Genomic DNA, 16,457 nt, shown 5'->3' on the forward strand with positions numbered 1-16,457 from the left:
GGTTCGTCGAGAGGATGAAACCCCAGGAGAAAACGCAGATGGCCTCACACCAGTCCCTTGCCTGCGCCTGCGGCCAGGTGCGCCTGACCGCCACGGGCCAACCCATTGCCACCGTCGAATGCTGCTGCGACAGCTGTCGCAAGGCCGGCGCCATGCTGCAGTCGATGCCCCGAGCACCGGACGTCCTGGGCCCGCACGGCCAGACGCTCTTCGTAATGCACCGCAAGGATCGCGTCAGCATCGATGCCGGACATGCCATGCTGCGCGCGTTGCGGTTGTCCAGCACGGGCGGCAGCCGCCGCGTCGTGGCGGGATGCTGCAACACACCACTCTTCCTGGAGTTCAGCGGCGGCCATTGGCTGAGCCTGTATGGCCTGTTGTGGCCGGCGTCGGCAAGACCCGCCGTGGAGATGCGGACGATGGTCAGTGATCTTCCTGACCCGTCTGTCCTTCCGGACGATGTGCCGAACCTGAAGACCCACTCGCTGCGGTTCTACGCCCGCCTGATGAAGGCGTGGATCGCCATGGGCTTCCGCAGCCCGCGCATCGAAGTCGCGGGAGATACCCATGTCTGAGCCCGAGCGGATCGAGATCGAGAGCATCACCACGCCCGGGCACATCCAGCGCGTGGATCGCGCCAAGTATCTCGCCATGCGCCATGCCTTGCTGCGGGCCCTGCCTGCGCAACCGCCCGGCCTGACCGTTGCGCAGGCAAAACAGGCACTGCTGCCACATCTGCCCGCCACCCTGTTCCCGGCAGGTGCCACCGCCGGCTGGTGGTTGAAGGCCGTGCAGCTGGACCTGGAAGCCAAGGGCGTGATCGAGCGCGTCGCGGGCAAGCCGTTGCGCCTGTTCAAGCACCTCGCGGCCGGCTGATCAGCGCTGCGCAGGCAGCTCCAGCCGGTGCTTGCGGCACAGGCGATACACCGTCACCCGCGATATCTGCATCTGCCGCGCACACTCGGAGACGTTGTAGCCGGTCTGGCGCAGGGTCTGCAGCAGCACATCGCGCTCGGCCTGCCCCCGTGCATCGTGCAGCATCGCCGCCGGCAGGACCGCCGCCGATGCGCCCAGCTCCAGGTCACGCTCACTGATCAGCTCGCCTTCGGCCATGATCGCTGCACGCTGCACACGGTTCAGCAGTTCGCGTACGTTGCCGGGCCAGTCGAAGCGCCGCATGGCCTGTACTGCGGCCGGTGCAAAGCCGCGTGCACGCACGCCGTGGCGCAACCGGAAGCAGCGCAGGAAGTGCTCGGCCAGCAGCTGCACGTCGGCACCGCGCTCGCGCAGCGGCGGCATCAGCAGGCGCAGCACATTCAGGCGGTAGTAGAGATCGCTGCGGAACCGCCCCTGCGCCACCGCGTGTTCCAGTTCGACGTGGGTCGCGGCAAGCACACGCACGTCTGCGCGCAGCGGCTGGCTGCTGCCCACGCGCTCGAAGGTTCCTTCCTGCAACACACGCAGAAGACTGGTCTGTGCCTCTGCCGGCAGATCGCCCACCTCATCAAGAAACACCGTTCCGCCGTGGGCCGATTCGAACACGCCGATCTGCCGCTTGTCGGCACCGGTGAACGAGCCACGTTCGTGGCCGAACAGCTCCGACTGCACCAGGTTGGCCGGAATCGCACCGCAGTTCACTGCAATGAAAGGCTTGCCGGCACGCCCCGACAGCGCATGCAGCGCGTGTGCGGCCAGTTCCTTGCCTGTACCGGTTTCACCTGTGACCAGCACCGGCAGCTCCACCGGCGCAAACTTGTGCAGCACCGTGCGCACCGCATGCAACGCGGCGCTTTCGCCAATCAGCGCGTGCGGTCCGTGCCCACCGCAGGTTGCGTCGACAGGCGGATCATCCGCGTCGAACTGCTGGCGCATTGCGCAGACCAGGTCCTGCAGGCCGAACGGCAGCGTGAAGCGCGCGCAGCATCGCTGCAGCAACGGCAGCCAAGCAGGCGATGTGGGTCCGGCACCCGGTGGCAGTACCGCCAACCAGGGCAGATGCTGGTGCTGCTCGATCCACGGCGCCAGCAGCTGCAGCGCGACCGCATCGAGATGGCGCAGATCGAGCACGGCGAGCAAACGATCGCGCCCACGCAGGCCAATCGCCATGGCGGGATCGGGATGGATGCTGCGCACATACCAGCCCGCTGCCGCCAGCGCACTGCGCTCGTTCGCCAACGGCTCGCCAAACCAGAGCACGCAACGCGACGTAGAAGCCTCCGGGACCGCTGCCATGCTTCCCCCAGCATCCGGACACCGTCGGCGGACTGTCAGGCAATCACCGGCGTGCCGCCCCCCGCCGGGACCTCTACGGCCACCGGGATGGCCTTTGTTGGGCGGATCCTAGCGCTTCCCTAAACGGCGGCGCAATGAGCAGTGCGTCAAGAAATTCGAGGCTGAAGCTGCACCGTTGCAGACGGCGACGCCACCTGTAACACCGATGCGACAGTCGCCCGCCGCCCTTGCCCTGCGGTGCCTGGGGCTTCGAAATCCCAACAATTCCGCGACGTGCCTGTAACAGCATGGCAGCAGCCCGGTCAGGTGCTGCACGATCACGGCGTTGGCGGGTGGACACTTCGAAGTTGGCACGGTTGATGCGTGGTTCCGCCGCACCCATCGCGGGAGATCGGCATGGACGGCACCACCCTGATTCGCGGCCTGGCCGCAGCACTGGCAACAGCCCTGCTGTCGGTTGGCGCCGACGCGTCCGCATCGGGCGCCCGCCAGGGCGTGAAGGCACAACCGGGCGAAATCGTCCTGTTGCGGGACGTCTCCGCGCGGCCGGCCTATCGCATGGCACCACCGGGCATGGCGCTGATAGCCGACCCGAAGCCACAGCGCGAGATCGCCGCCGCATTGGGGGTCGGCGGCACGACGACCGGCATGGACGAGTTGAGCGATGAGGACTATGCCGGCATGGGCGCCGGCCAGGCCGCGTCCATCGCGGCGCCGGGCGGAACCACCGTTGAACGGGTCACCCAGCAGGCCTTGGGCGGCACGCTGGGCCGCAGTGGCGACGGCATGGTCGGCAGCAGCCTGGGGGGCGCCATGAGTGGGCCGCTCGGTGCGGTCGGCGGCAGCACCCGCGGTATCGCCGATACCGTGCGCGGCGCACTGGCCCAGTTCCCGCTGCAGGGCACGGCCCCGGCAGGTGGAAAATGAAGCCCCTGCACGGCGTGCTTCTGCTGCTCGCTGCCGCGCCCTCGGCGACCCGGGCCGATGACTACAGCGGCATGCTCGCCTATCTCGACGTGGCCCGGATCGACGGCCGCGCGCTGACCGGGGCGAATGGCGCCATCGCCGTGAACCAGGCCGCCGGCGACCTCAACGTGCAGGCCAACCTGCGGGGTATCGCCAAGGGCGATCGCGCCGACGTGGCGATCAATGCGCGGCAACTGCAGCAGGGCAACCGCGTGCTGTCCGGGCCGCTGCAGGCCACTGCATACATTGGCGGTGATGCACTGGCCGGTGCCAGTGGCATCGCATCCATCAACCAGGCCAGCGGCATCGCCAACACGACGCTCAACGTCGTCAGCGCGACGCTGGCCCGACAGGGCATACGCGAAACCGACGATACGGCCTTGGCCGCCGAGGGTTCCGCGTTGGCAGGGGGGCGGGACGACACCGGTCGCGGCGTCGCGACGGGCACCCGCAGCGCCGGTGTAGCCAGCACCGCGCTGCGGGGATTCGACGGGGTCCTGCAACTCAATCAGATCGCGGGCAACGGCAACGATACGGCCAACGTACTGGGCCTGGTCGTGCAGGACCGCCCGTGACAACCACCCAACCGATGCACCACCTGATGAGAGAGAGGGCACCATGAAAGCGACCGTCAAACAGACCATGCTCGCCATGGCGATTGCCACTGCCTCGACCGCCGCTGCGGCCAATGGCTGGGACAACCAGAACGCCAACGCGAACATCAACCACAACCACACCGTCAGCGAAACCCGCAACGATACGCACAACCACACCGACAACGACGTGCGCAACCGCACCGTCAACGTCAATGTGCAGAAGCACAGCAACATCCAGGCCGACGAACGCAAGGAGAAGAACAACCACGGCGTCGACGTGAACCTGGAGAAGGACCTGCGGCTGAGCACCGACATCAATTTCTCCGGCGATCCGAACATCACCGGCGACATCGACCTCGACTCGGCGGCCATTGCCGTGATCGACAACCGCCAGTCGATCAGCAACAACGCCACCAGCAACAGCCTGGTCACCAACAGTGCGTCCATCGGTGACAGCGTGGGTGCCGGCGCATCGGGCAATCTCGGCTTCAATGTGGTCTCCGGCGACAACAATGCCCAGGACAATGCCGCGTCGTTGTCCGCTGCCGATGCGTCCTTCAGCTTCGGCATGGCTGACGCCGAGGTGTTCGTCAACCAGGCCGGCTTCGGCAACGCCACCATGAACTCCGGCGTCACCAACGCCGCAGGTCTTGGCGGCAACGCTTTCGGCGGCGCGTCCGGCAACATCGGCGTGAACATCGCCTCGGGCAACAACAACGAGCAGAAGAACGCGCTCGCGGCCTCGGTCGCGACCACCGCGGTGGCCCAGTCGAGCATCAGCTCCAACCAGGTCTCCACTGGCAACACGGTCAGCAACGCCGGCTTCGTGCAGTCCTACACCGATACCGTGCAGGTCGGCATGCATGGCGGCGTCAGCGGCCTGACCCTGGCCTATGGCGCGGGCACCTACCGCGGTACCGGCAACGCCTACCAGATGGCCAACTACTACCTGGATACGTGGAGTGGCGAGCTGCCACACCCTGGTGGCAACAGCACCGGCCACATCGACCTGGACAACCAGATCCAGAACGCCACGATGAACCCCAACCGGCCGGGGGTGGGCGGCCTGGGCTTCGATACGCGTGAGAGTGGCACCAGCCAGTTCGTCGAACTGGGCGTGGCCGACCTGTATGCCAGCCTCAGCGGCACGGTCAGCACCACGCGCTGGGTGAACGTCAACGCCACCAACACCTCGGCATTGTCCGGCAGCGCCTTCTCCGGCGCCTCCGGCAACATCGGCGTGAACGTGGCTGCAGGCACCGGCAACCTGCAGGCCAACAGCCTGGCCCTGGCAGTCGCCCAGCCCAGCACCGGCGGCGGTGGTGGCAGCGGCGAGTAAGCGCAACACCCCGGCCGTCCGCCAATGGCCGGGTTCCCGGGAGCCCCTGTCCCTCCTCCCCCTTGGGGCAGGGGCTCCCCCCTGCTGCCGGAGACCGTGATGATCCGTTGCCGTCTTTCGATGTGCCTGCTGGCCTGCCTGTTGCTGCTGGCCACTGTTCCTGCGTGGGCGGGCGACGTGCGCTTCAGTGGCGTACTGCCCAATGGAGCGCTGCTGCAGCAGAAGGTGGAGAGCATGCAGGAGCGGCGCTACCGCAACGTGGTACGCCAGCACACCGACTACAGCTGCGGGGCTGCGGCGCTGGCGACCATCCTTCGCCACGCCTACCACCTGCAGACCGACGAGGCGACGGTGATTGAAGGGATGATGGGGGTTTCCGATCCAGCGCTGGTGGCCGAACGCGGCTTCTCCCTGCTCGACATCAAGCGCTACGTGGAATCGCTGGGCATGCGTGGCCGGGGCTACCGCATCGATGAAACACGACTGCGCACCCTTCGCGTGCCGGGACTGGTGCTGATGGACGTGCGCGGTTTCCGCCATTTCGTGGTGCTCAAGCAGGTGCGCAACGGCATCGTGGAAGTGGCTGACCCGATCCTCGGCAACCGCAGCCTGGCGCTGCCAGAGTTCCTGGCCGCCTGGCCATCGCGCGCGGTCTTCGTGGTGATCGGCAGCGACTTCGATCGCAACACCGCTCTTCTGCAACCCAGCGAACGGCCCAGTGCCCGCGCGCTCTTCGCGCGGCAAGGGCCGATCACCGATGCCGAACTGGTCGACTTCGGCTTCAGCCACGCCGACCTGTTCTGAGGAGGTATGACCATGTTCCGCCAACACGTATGGATGGTTCTGCTGCTGATGGCCCCTGCCCTGCCCCTGCAGGCCGCCGACGGCAGGACCGGGCGTGGCCTCACGGAAATCCCCGATCCGGAGCTGAGCCTGATGCGGGGGCGCTACACCGTGGGCGGCAACAACGTCGCCTGGTTCGGGGTCACCATGGTGTCGCAGTGGCAGGCCAGCAACGGCACGACCCTGCAGGGCGGCCTGACCCTGGGCATGGACTTCCGTGGCGGTGGCGCGCCGAAACTCAGCTTCCAGCCCAGCGTGCATGTCACGGCAGCCGATGCGCCGCTGCCCGATACCCACGGACGCAGCATCGACAGCAGCGGCCTGGCCAACGCCAGCGGCCTGGTGCAAAGCGTGCAGGTGGCCGGCGATGGCAATCTCGCGCGCAACGTCACCACGCTGACGGTTCGCGAGGGTGACGTGCCGGCGGCTCTTTCTGATGGCGCAGGCAATGTCAGTGCGCAGCAGGGCGGCGCCAGCGCGACGGCGGTGCTGGAAGGCAACCAGGCACGCCTGCTGCTGCAGGTGGATGGCCAGGGGCTGGTGCAGCAGTGGATCCGCAATGGCAGCGTCGGCCAGGGCATCGCCCTCGCCGGTGACGGCCAGATCGCCAGCAACCAGTTGCAGCTGGAGCTGGTGCGCAACGCCGTGGGCGGCAACCTGCCATTGAGCCAGAACGTGGCCCAGGCGATTGCGTTGAACCGCGGCATGGGGCCGGGCCAGTAGCAAGGCCTGGCATTGGGGGAAACGCTCCACAACGCAGGACACGATCATGCACACCCTGATGAGGATCACCCCGTTGGCGCTGGCGGCGCTGGCGGGCACCGCCCTTGCCGCACCGACGACGCCGGATGATGGCGCCGACGTGCAGGCCCTGGCCAACCAGCTGGAACAGCTGAAGGCCAACTACGCACAGGAAGTGCGGCGGTTGCGCGAGCTGGACATGCAGGTGCAGGCCATGCAGGCGCGCCTGGGCGGGCGGGTTGGCCCAGCCTCGACCCCACCGGCCGCGCCATTGGCGCAGGCAGCGGCCGCCGCGGTTCCACCGAGCAGCGAGGGTTACGCCAGTACCGCCGCAGAAGCACAACAGGCCAGGCAGGAGTCGCGGCGCAGCGTGGACGATGTGAAGCAGCAGCAATCGGCCCTGTTCTCGCGCCGCTTCACCATCGAGAACAGCCTCACCTACGCACGCTACGACCGCAAGCAGCTCACCCTCAACGGCTTCCTCGCGTTGGACGCGATCTTCCTCGGCAATATCGCCATCGAGAACGTGGAGTCCGACTCACTGACCTACAACGTGGCTGCCCGCTGGGGCGTCAGCCCGAACCTGACGCTCAACCTGGATGTGCCCTACCTGGCGCGGCGCACCGTGTACCAGAAAGGCGGCGCCGGCGGTGCAGCAGCCGCCATCGCGCAGGAGCAGACCAACGGCAACGGCCTGGGCGACATTGGCCTGAGCGCGAACTACCGGCTGTTCGGCGAACGCGGCTGGCGCCCGGAGACCGTGCTCACGGCCGGCGTCACCGCCCCCACCGGGCGCGCACCCTACGGCCTGGACTGGAAGGTGATCGAGCGCGATGACGATGACTACATCCGCTTCGCCGTGCCGCGCGAGCAGCCCACCGGCAACGGCGTATGGCAGGCCAACCTCGGCCTGTCGATGGTAAAGACCGCCGACCCGGCCATCCTGTTCGCCAATATCGGCTATGTGCACTCCATCCCGCGCGGATTCAACGACATCGACAGCAATCCGGACACGGTCAATCCGGGCGACGTGAAGCTGGGTGGCTCGGTGTACTTCGGCGCAGGCGTGGCCTTTGCGTTCAACGAGCGGACCAGCCTGAGCCTGTCCTTCAGTGACCGCATCAGCGCCCGCGCCTCCACCCGCTTCGAGGGCGGCAAGTGGATGAAGGTGATCGGCAGTGATGCCAATGCGGCGTCCCTGAACCTGGGCGTGACTTATGCGTTGAACCAGCACACCACGCTGGTGACGCTGCTGGGCATCGGGCTGACCCCGGATGCGCCGGACTTCACGTTGGCGTTCAAGATTCCGTACATGTTGTAGCAACAGCGCCAGGCACGGCGCTGCGCCGTGCATCGGCATGGCCCGGATTCATCTTCCGGCACCACAGCGGTCCCTGCCCGCTGCTATATTCAGTCCAGCTCGGCAGGCATGGTGCCTGCCCTCGAATCACAGGGAGTTGGACATGGGTCTGGTACAGGCGGTGAAGGGTGCGGTTGGCGGTGTGCTGGCCGACCAGTGGAAGGACTTCTACACCGTGCCGGCGGGCCTGCCGTCCACGGCCGCCCTGTTCGCGGCGGTGCCGCAGGGCACCAATGCCGGCCGCGGCTCCAACACCAGCGGCTCGTCCAACATCATCACCAACGGCTCGAAGATCATCGTGCCGGAAGGCTACGGCCTGCTGCTGTTCCAGGACGGCGCGATCACCGCATTCGTCGCCGAACCGGGTGGCTACGAATGGCGTTCGGACGACCTGAACTCGCAGTCGATCTTCGCCGGCGACGGCCTGGTCAGCACCTTCATCAAGCAGAGCTGGGAACGCTTCAAGTTCGGCGGCCAGCCGGGCGCGCAGCAGGCGGCCTACTTCGTCTCGCTGAAGGAACTGCCGGACAACCGCTTCGGCACCCAGTCGGAAATCTACTGGGACGACGGTTTCCTCAATACCCAGGTCGGTGCGATCACCCGCGGCTCGTACACGCTGAAGATCGTCGACCCGATCCTGTTCGTGAAGAACTTCGTACCGGCCAGCTACCTGCGGCCGGGCCAGGTGTTCGACTTCACCGATCTGGACAACGCCGCTGCCAGCCAGCTGTTCAATGAAGTGGTCGGTTCGCTGGCCCCGGCCTTCAGCCTGTATACCAACGATCCGGGCAAGGGCAACCGCATCACCAAGCTGCAGCAGGACTCGCTGGGCTTCGCGCAGAGCCTGTCGGCCGCCGTCGAGCAGGGTTACCAGTGGAAGTCCGACCGCGGCCTGGCCATCGTCAAGACCGCCATCGTCTCGATCGAGTACGACGCCAACACCCGCGAACTGCTGAAGACCGTGCAGCGCGCCGATGCGCTGTCCGGTTCGCGCGGCAATTCCAACCTGCAGGCCAGCGTCGCCCAGGGCATCCAGTCGGCCGGCGAGAACGGCGGTGCGGCGGGCCTGGTCGGTGTCGGCATGGCCTCGGGCATGTTCGGTGTCGGCGGCATGCAGCAGCCGGTCACCCCGGCTGCCGACGATCCGGTCGCCAAGCTGAAGAAGGCCAAGGAAATGCTGGACCTGGGCTTGATCACCCAGAGCGATTACGACGCGCTCAAGGCCAAGGCACTGGGCCTGTAACAGCAGGACGCACAACCGACATGTCCGATCCCCGAAACGGCCCACCGCCGCTGCCCGGATCCGCGCCCGCGACGCCGCCGCCCTTGCCGGCGGCGTCGTTGGATGGGCCCGGTTCGCCGCAGGACGTCCCTCCCCTGCCCGGCAGCTTCCCGCTGGACACCTCGAAGCTGCCGCAGGCGATCCGCGATGAAGTGGAAGCGCCCGATCCCGTGGCCATCGATACCTCGGCCAGCGAGCTGAAGGACGGCCTCAACCGCTGCCCGAAGTGCGGCGCCACCGACATCCGGCCCAAGGCCGGCACCGACATCCTCGTCTGCCTGTACTGCCGTCACGAATGGCATGGCGCGCGGGTCGAGGAGGAATTCGGGCTGGGCGAAGCCATCGACCAGCTGCGCGGCACCGTCATCGCGTCCGGCGCACGCGACATCGATGCCGACACCTCGGCGTTGATGACGTTCAAGTGCACCGGCTGCGGCGCCGAAGTCACGGTCAATACCGAAAGCACGATGACGGCGCGCTGCCACTGGTGTCGCCACGTATTCGGCGTCAATGAACAGATCAGCAATGGCGCGGTACCTGATGCAGTGCTGCCCTTCCATATCAAGAAGGACGACGCGGTCGCGCGCATCCGCCAGTTCGTCGACAAGCGCCGGATGTTCGCGCTGAAAGCGTTCAAGGACCAGTTCACCCCGGAAAACGTGGTGGGCGTGTTCCTCCCCTACATGATCGTCGACAGCAATGTCAGCGCGGCCGTGGCCGGCAAGGGCGAGATCAAGACGCGCGAGTACACGGTGGGCAGCGAGAAGAACAAGCGCACCCTCTACGACGCCGATGTCTACCAGGTCGAACGCCAGGTCGATTTCACCGTTGATGACCTGCCGCTGGAATCCTCGGCCGAGCGCGGCAATCTGGACACCCGCGCCAACACCAACAACATCATCAACACCATCCTGCCGTTCGACACCAAGAACGCGGTGAAGTGGAACGCGTCCTATCTGGCCGGCTTCACTTCGGAGAAGCGCAACCTGGATGTGGAAAAGCTGCGGCCGCGGCTGGAAGACCAGCTACTGTCGATTGCCCGCGCGCAGGTGGAAGGTTCGGTGAAGCGCTACAACCGTGGCGTGCGCTGGGAGCAGGAACAGCTGGAGGTGCATGGCACCCGCTGGGTGTCGATGTACCTGCCGGTGTGGTTGTACTCCTACCACCAGCCCGGAAAGAACGGCGGCATGCTGCACTACATCGCGGTGAACGGCCGTACCGGCGAAACCATGGGCAGCGTGCCCGTGCAGCAATGGAAGATGCTGCTGGCGGCACTGGCCACCGGCACCGTCATTGAAGCCCTCGCAATTGCCTTCCTGGTAGCATCGACATGAGCGACGACAGTGGCCTCTGGCTGTTGGCGGCAGGTCCAGCCGGCGCAACCGCGCTGTACTGGGCGCTGTACCGCTATTACCGCAACACCGACAAATCGCATTCCTTCGAGCACGAGACCGAAATCGAGGCACAGCCCGTGACCGGTTCAGACCAGCAGGTGGGCCGGGTCACCGGCACCGAAGAGAAGCGCATCCGCGGTGACAACGTGTACGAGTACCGGAAACGGGTGGTGAGGGTGAAACCCGACCCGTAGCGCCAGGCCATGCCTGGCTGCGGGAAGTGCCCGGCCGCTGGCCGGCATTCCTTCGGACTCTGGGCGTCAAAGGGGAGCCGGCCAGCGGCCGGCACTACCCTTCGGCGGACAGCACCTGTTCCTGGCTGGCTTGCCTCAGGGCGCGCCCTCACACCGTCTCCCACCCCACCGGCTCGATACTCGCGCGGCTCCCCTTCCGAGGATCCTGCGATGGCTGCCCTGCTTGCCCGTAGCTGCCTGCCGGCGCTGTACTTCCTGGCCCTGCCCGCCCTTGCCCAGGACGCCTCGTTCGGCTTCGGCGAACAGACCACCCACACCGACCAGACCACGCAATCCAGCAGCACCCAGACCCAGAGCAGTGGCGCGGTGACCACCCAGACCATCACCAGCGGCAGCTCGCAGTCCGAGTCACGCAGCGAAAGCAAAGAGATCGACGTGGGCTTCGGTTTCCACGACGACAACGACGACTGGGGCCACGACCGCCACCGTGGCGGCCGCGATGTGCGCGACAGCGATCTGTTCGGCAGCTGGACGCTGGGCCAGGAGAACGGCAACACCTGCTCCATCGAGCTGAAGAACATCGAGTGGTTCGGCGGCTACAGTGCCTACGTGCCCGCCGGCTGCCCGGATGGCTTCTTCTCGGCCAACCGTTGGGTACTGTCGGGCAATCAGCTGCTGCTCACCGACACCAGCAACACCGTGTTCGGGCGCTTCCGCGCGTCAGGCGGTGGGCGCTGGACGGGCTACCGTGAATCGGATGGGGCGCGTTTGTACCTCAATCCCAAGGGGCGCTGATCGCACCGTGCACACAGTAGGCACGCGCTGATCAGGAAGATCAGGAATCCGCCTCACCCCGCCGCCGAAATGTCCGCTCCCACCGGTTCCCGTCTGGTCATCTACGCCGCCCTCGCGGGCAACCTGGCCATCGCCATCGCCAAGTTCATCGCTGCCGGCATCTCCGGCAGCTCGGCCATGCTCAGTGAGGGCGTGCATTCGCTGGTCGACACATTGAATGAACTCCTGCTCTTGTACGGCCTGCGCCGCGCCGGCAAGGCGCCAGACCCCGTGCATCCGTTCGGCTACGGCCGCGAGCTGTACTTCTGGAGCTTCATCGTCGCCCTGCTGGTGTTCGCCGCCGGCGCCGGTGTTTCGGCCTACGAGGGCATCCAGCACATCCGCCGGCCGGAGCCGGCCACCAACCACGCGTTGAGCTACAGCGTGCTGGGCATCTCCATCCTGTTCGAGGGGGCTTCATGGTGGATCGCGCTACGGGAGTTCCGGCGTACCAAGGGCAAACTGGGCTACTTCGAAGCCTTCCGTCGCAGCAAGGACCCGTCCACCTTCACCGTGCTGCTGGAGGATAGCGCGGCCCTGCTGGGCCTGGGTTTCGCGCTGATCGGGCTCGCGGCTGCCCAGGTCCTGGACATGCCGGTGCTTGATGGTGTGGCGTCGCTGTGCATCGCTGGCGTGCTTGCCGCCACCGCCTTTCTTCTCGCACGCGAAACCAAGGGACTGCTGGTGGGTGAGCCGGCCCACCCGGCCGTGGCCGAGCGGATCATGGCCGTGGCGGAAACCGATCCGGACCTGCGCCGCGCAAATGGCGTGACCACCATGCAGATGGGCCCCGAACAGGTCGTGGCCATGCTCAGCGCCGAGTTCGAGGATGACCGGAAGACACCGCAGATCGAGGCGTGCATCACCCGCATCGAATCAGCCGTGAAGCGCGAGTATCCGGAACTGGTGGCACTGTTCATCAAGCCGCAGACACCCGAGGTCTATGCCTCCCGCCGCGCGGCACTGGCCGTTCCGCCTGCGCAGGAATGACACTGCGTCTGCGCCCGTTTCACCTGTCTGGTGCCACAGTGCCATCACCGTTTTCCCGAGCCTGCCTCTACCGTGCCGGATTGGTTGCCCGCCGCTCTTCAGATCCTCCCCCGCAGCTTCTATCGGCGCCCGCCCGTCGAGGTTGCGCCCGAGCTGCTCAACAAACTCCTCGTCCGTGACGATGGCCGGGCCGGTCGCATCGTTGAAGTCGAAGCCTACGCGGGCAGTGTCGATCCGGCCGCACACTCCTATCGCGGGCAGACCCCGCGCACGGCCAGCATGTTCGGCGAGGCCGGCCACCTGTATGTCTACTTCACTTACGGCATGCACTGGGGCAGCAACGTTGTCTGCGGCGAAGTGGGTGAAGGCGTGGCGGTGCTGCTGCGGGCCATCGAGCCGCTGGTGGGCCTGGAGCGCATGCGCGAACTGCGCCCCGCCGCGCGCCGGGATCACGATCTGGCCAGCGGCCCCGGCAAGCTCTCGCAGGCCTTCGGGCTGGACCGCAGTTTCGACGGCGCTGATCTGGTGACCGGCAACCACGGCATTGTCATCGCCAGCGATGGCGTGCCGCCGCCGGAGGATCCAGTGGTCGGGCCCCGCATCGGCATCACCCGCGCTGTTGATTTCCCCTGGCGTTGGCACATCCGTGATCATCGTCACGTATCGATCCAGCCACGTCGCGCTTCCGCCCCAGCGAGGAAACGATAATGACCCCGCTCGACAAGCCACTGCGCCGCGAACTGCACATCGACGGCCAACCCTACACTCTCACCGTGGCCCCTGAGGGACTCAAGCTGGTTGAGAAGGGGCGGCGCAAGGGCATCACACTGCGCTGGCAGGACCTGGTATCCGGAGACGCTGCACTGGCCACCGCCTTGCAGGCATCGCTCCAACAGCACTGAGCCGGCGCGCCCACCTCACATCGGCATCACCCCGCCGTGGCGATACATAACGGCGCGCGCACTAGCGTAGCGCCAGCCAGCCGCCGCAACCGCCCTCGCCACCCAGCCCTGAAAAGCGCCATGGACGAAGCCGAACGACTGCTCGAAATCGAACGACTGCACCTGTTGGATACGCCACCGGAGCCGGTGTTCGATGCCATCGTCGCCGCGGCCCGCGCCGCGACCGGCCTGACCATGGGCCTGATCACCGTGGTGGCCGAAGACCGCCAATGGTTCAAGGCCAACATCGGCCTGGAGGGCGTCAGCGAGACCGCCCGCGAGATCTCCTTCTGCACCCATGCCATACGCCAGGACGAGCTGTTCGAGATTCCCGATGCGCGCCAGGACCCACGCTTTTCCACCAATCCACTGGTCACCGGTGGGCCGCGCATCCGCCACTACGCCGGCATTCCCTTGGGGTCGACGCACGGCGCACGCATCGGCACGCTGTGCCTGCTCGACCCGATGCCCGGTGTGCTGTCACCCTCCCAGCGTGAACTGATGGTGCATCTGGCTCGGGTCACTACCCAGGTGCTGGAACAGCGCAGCACCCTCATGGCGCAGGTTGGCCAGGCCAAGGCGCTGCATCGCGAGCTGAAGCGCAGTGAGGACTTCCTGGAGCGTACCAACCGTGCCGCACGGGTCGGCGGCTGGGAGATGGACCTGCTGACCAACGAGGTGCGCTGGACACGGGAAACCAAGCAGTTGCATGGCGTACGCAGCAACTTCACGCCCACGTTGGAGACCGCACTCTCGTTCTATCGCGAGGACAGCCGCAATATCATCCAGGCGGCGGTACAGCGCTGCATCGACGAGGGGACATCCTGGGAAGTACAGCTGCCGATGACCACGGCCGACGGGCGCGCGATCTGGACCCGGGTGGTCGGCAGCCGGCAACAGGTCGACGGCCATCCGCGCCTGGTCGGGGCAATCCAGGACATCACGGACGAACGAGCCGCGCTGGACGCGCTGGAAGCGAGCGAAACCCGCTACCGTCGGCTGTTCCACTACAGCCTGGGCCTGATCTGCACCCACACGCTGGACGGCACATTGACCTCGGTGAATCCGGCGGCGGTGCAGTCACTGGGCTTCGAGGAAAGCCAGATGATCGGGCGCAGCCTGTGTGACTTGATGCCGCCGGAAAAACGCGAAGGCTTCAGGGCCTACCTCGCCCGGATCCAGGCAAACCACACCGACGCTGGCGTGATCGAGCTGATTGCCGCCGATGGTACGCGCCACTACTGGGCGTACCACAACGTGCTCGACAACGAAGCCAGCCCGCCCTACGTGCTGGGGCATGCACAGGACGTCACCGCGCTGAGGATGCAGGAGCAGCAGCTGCGCGACATGTCCTTCAAGGATCCGCTCACGCAGTGCTACAACCGGCGTTACCTGCACCGGCTGGATGAACTGATTGACGAGCGCTGGGCCTGCGTGATGTTCGATCTGGACCATTTCAAGCACATCAACGACACCCAGGGCCACCGCCGTGGCGATGCCGTGCTGGTCGAGTTCGCCACCTTCCTGCGCTCGCCGCTGGGCAAGGACGAGACCGTGGTACGGCTGGGTGGCGACGAGTTCATGGTAGTGCTGGTCGCGCCAGCGAATGGCCGCCTAAGCGAACTCGAGCACTGGTACCAGGACCACGCCGCGCTTTCGCCCAGCGCGTTCTCGATGGGCGCGGCCATCAACACGGCCGGTGAGCCCGTGGCCGACACCATCCAGAAGGCGGACAGCCGCCTGTACCGAACCCGCGCGCGCGTGCGTCGGGAGCGACGCGAAGACCCTGCCGCGCGTTGATCACGCACGCACCGTCACCCAAGCCGGTGCGTGGTCGCTGGCCTTTTCCTGCAGCCGCACCCAACGGTCGACGCCCGCATCCTTCAGTCGTTCCGCCAGTACGGGATTCAACAGCAGATGATCGATGCGCAGCCCACGGTCGCGCTCGGCATGCTGGCGGAAATAGTCCCAGAAGGTATAGATCGTGGCGTCGCCGTGCACCTTCCGCAGCGCATCGGTCCAGCCCTGCGCGAGCAGCCGCTCGAAGGCATCGCGAACCTCGGGCTGGAACAGCGCATCGCGCCGCCAGGCCTTGGGATCATAGACATCGGCGTCTGTGGGAATCACGTTGAAATCACCCAGCAGCAGCGCCGGGTGCGGCAGCTCGACCAGGCTGCGTGCATGCCGGATCAGGCGTTCCATCCAGCGCAGCTTGTAGTCGAACTTGGGTCCGGGCTGCGGGTTGCCGTTGGGCAGGTAGAGGGCACCCACGATGACGCCGTGCACCGCCGCCTCCAGGTAGCGACTCTGCGTATCCTTGGGTTCGCCCGGCAATCGGCGGCGGCTCTCGACCGGCATGGTGCCCCGGGCCAGCAGCGCCACGCCGTTCCAGCGCGCCTCACCCTGCCAGAGTGCACCGTAGCCGGCCTGTTCCAATGCCGCAGCGGGAAACGCGGCGTCGGTCGCCTTCAGCTCCTGCAGGGCAACCACGTCCGGCGATTCCCTGTGCAGCCAGTCCAGCAGCTGCGGCAGGCGCGTGCCGATGCCGTTGACGTTGAACGTCGCAATACGAAGCGTTTTGCGGCGGGGCATGGATAAAGGCTCCTCGGCGCAGCGGGACGAGCATTCACTCTGCGCGCCCGGGCATGCACGGGCCGTGGATGCCACGTCATGATGCGGTGCCATTCGGTTCACGAACCGCTGCCACGGCGCACAGCAGGCTGGTCACCCGTGAACAGTGCCGGA

18 protein-coding genes are annotated in these 16,457 nt (G+C 66.6%); 16 read left to right on the forward strand and 2 right to left on the reverse strand.

The genetic code is table 11. The features are described from left to right. Positions 1 to 38: 38 nt before the first annotated feature. Positions 39 to 575: a GFA family protein gene (locus AC5P67_RS09585; RefSeq protein ID WP_111118065.1), complete on the forward strand. Its 537-nt coding sequence runs from the start codon at positions 39 to 41 to the stop codon at positions 573 to 575. After that, entirely contained in the window at positions 568 to 876 is a 309-nt protein-coding gene (locus tag AC5P67_RS09590; protein WP_005413537.1) for a DUF6958 family protein, read from the forward strand. Before AC5P67_RS09585 ends, AC5P67_RS09590 begins: the two co-directional genes overlap by 8 nt. Here AC5P67_RS09590 and AC5P67_RS09595 read toward each other — a convergent pair whose 3' ends face one another. Continuing rightward, the gene (locus AC5P67_RS09595) at positions 877 to 2,232 is read right to left on the reverse strand and encodes a sigma-54 dependent transcriptional regulator (protein ID WP_060380358.1); all 1,356 of its coding nucleotides are present in this window, start codon (positions 2,230 to 2,232) and stop codon (positions 877 to 879) included. A gap of 396 nt (positions 2,233 to 2,628) precedes the next feature. Between AC5P67_RS09595 and AC5P67_RS09600 the strand changes: the two genes are divergently transcribed. From AC5P67_RS09600 to AC5P67_RS09665, 14 genes are all read left to right on the forward strand, one after another. Then, positions 2,629 to 3,159, forward strand: a complete 531-nt coding sequence (locus tag AC5P67_RS09600) for a FapA family amyloid fibril periplasmic chaperone (protein ID WP_065183551.1) — start codon at positions 2,629 to 2,631, stop codon at positions 3,157 to 3,159. Beyond that, positions 3,156 to 3,773, forward strand: coding sequence for a FapB/FapC family functional amyloid domain-containing protein (locus AC5P67_RS09605; RefSeq protein WP_111118066.1), 618 nt, complete (start codon positions 3,156 to 3,158; stop codon positions 3,771 to 3,773). Before AC5P67_RS09600 ends, AC5P67_RS09605 begins: the two co-directional genes overlap by 4 nt. Positions 3,774 to 3,816: 43 nt before the next feature. Beyond that, on the forward strand, positions 3,817 to 5,133 hold the full coding sequence (locus AC5P67_RS09610) for a FapB/FapC family functional amyloid domain-containing protein (protein WP_005409778.1): 1,317 nt from the start codon (positions 3,817 to 3,819) through the stop codon (positions 5,131 to 5,133). Between the two features lie 99 nt (positions 5,134 to 5,232). Then, complete coding sequence (locus tag AC5P67_RS09615) at positions 5,233 to 5,937, forward strand: C39 family peptidase (protein WP_012480358.1); 705 nt, start codon at positions 5,233 to 5,235, stop codon at positions 5,935 to 5,937. Positions 5,938 to 5,949: 12 nt separating this feature from the next. Continuing rightward, positions 5,950 to 6,699 carry a hypothetical protein gene (locus AC5P67_RS09620; protein WP_111118073.1) on the forward strand — a complete coding sequence of 250 codons (750 nt, stop codon included), beginning with the start codon at positions 5,950 to 5,952 and terminating at the stop codon, positions 6,697 to 6,699. Between the two features lie 46 nt (positions 6,700 to 6,745). After that, positions 6,746 to 8,038 carry a transporter gene (locus tag AC5P67_RS09625; RefSeq protein WP_065183549.1) on the forward strand — a complete coding sequence of 431 codons (1,293 nt, stop codon included), beginning with the start codon at positions 6,746 to 6,748 and terminating at the stop codon, positions 8,036 to 8,038. A gap of 142 nt (positions 8,039 to 8,180) precedes the next feature. Then, positions 8,181 to 9,320 (forward strand): SPFH domain-containing protein, encoded by a 1,140-nt coding sequence (locus tag AC5P67_RS09630; protein ID WP_062607140.1) that lies wholly within the window; start codon positions 8,181 to 8,183, stop codon positions 9,318 to 9,320. 20 nt (positions 9,321 to 9,340) lie between these two features. After that, positions 9,341 to 10,693, forward strand: coding sequence for a membrane protein (locus AC5P67_RS09635; RefSeq protein ID WP_005409783.1), 1,353 nt, complete (start codon positions 9,341 to 9,343; stop codon positions 10,691 to 10,693). Further along, positions 10,690 to 10,947 carry a hypothetical protein gene (locus AC5P67_RS09640; RefSeq protein ID WP_005409784.1) on the forward strand — a complete coding sequence of 86 codons (258 nt, stop codon included), beginning with the start codon at positions 10,690 to 10,692 and terminating at the stop codon, positions 10,945 to 10,947. Before AC5P67_RS09635 ends, AC5P67_RS09640 begins: the two co-directional genes overlap by 4 nt. A gap of 210 nt (positions 10,948 to 11,157) precedes the next feature. Further along, positions 11,158 to 11,742 carry an AprI/Inh family metalloprotease inhibitor gene (locus AC5P67_RS09645; protein WP_005409785.1) on the forward strand — a complete coding sequence of 195 codons (585 nt, stop codon included), beginning with the start codon at positions 11,158 to 11,160 and terminating at the stop codon, positions 11,740 to 11,742. 69 nt (positions 11,743 to 11,811) lie between these two features. Further along, the gene (locus AC5P67_RS09650; protein WP_076740035.1) at positions 11,812 to 12,771 is read left to right on the forward strand and encodes a cation diffusion facilitator family transporter; all 960 of its coding nucleotides are present in this window, start codon (positions 11,812 to 11,814) and stop codon (positions 12,769 to 12,771) included. A gap of 72 nt (positions 12,772 to 12,843) precedes the next feature. Then, positions 12,844 to 13,479 carry a DNA-3-methyladenine glycosylase gene (locus AC5P67_RS09655; protein ID WP_111118067.1) on the forward strand — a complete coding sequence of 212 codons (636 nt, stop codon included), beginning with the start codon at positions 12,844 to 12,846 and terminating at the stop codon, positions 13,477 to 13,479. Continuing rightward, entirely contained in the window at positions 13,479 to 13,673 is a 195-nt protein-coding gene (locus AC5P67_RS09660; RefSeq protein ID WP_005413550.1) for a hypothetical protein, read from the forward strand. Before AC5P67_RS09655 ends, AC5P67_RS09660 begins: the two co-directional genes overlap by 1 nt. 120 nt (positions 13,674 to 13,793) lie before the next feature. After that, positions 13,794 to 15,512 (forward strand): sensor domain-containing diguanylate cyclase, encoded by a 1,719-nt coding sequence (locus tag AC5P67_RS09665; protein ID WP_005413551.1) that lies wholly within the window; start codon positions 13,794 to 13,796, stop codon positions 15,510 to 15,512. On the opposite strand, the gene xth is transcribed toward AC5P67_RS09665, so the two are convergent. Continuing rightward, positions 15,513 to 16,304 (reverse strand): exodeoxyribonuclease III, encoded by a 792-nt coding sequence (gene xth, locus AC5P67_RS09670; protein ID WP_012480366.1) that lies wholly within the window; start codon positions 16,302 to 16,304, stop codon positions 15,513 to 15,515. It lies immediately after the preceding gene. Positions 16,305 to 16,457 lie beyond the last annotated feature (153 nt).

The organism is Stenotrophomonas sp. YJH_SMC_21, from assembly GCF_059369555.1.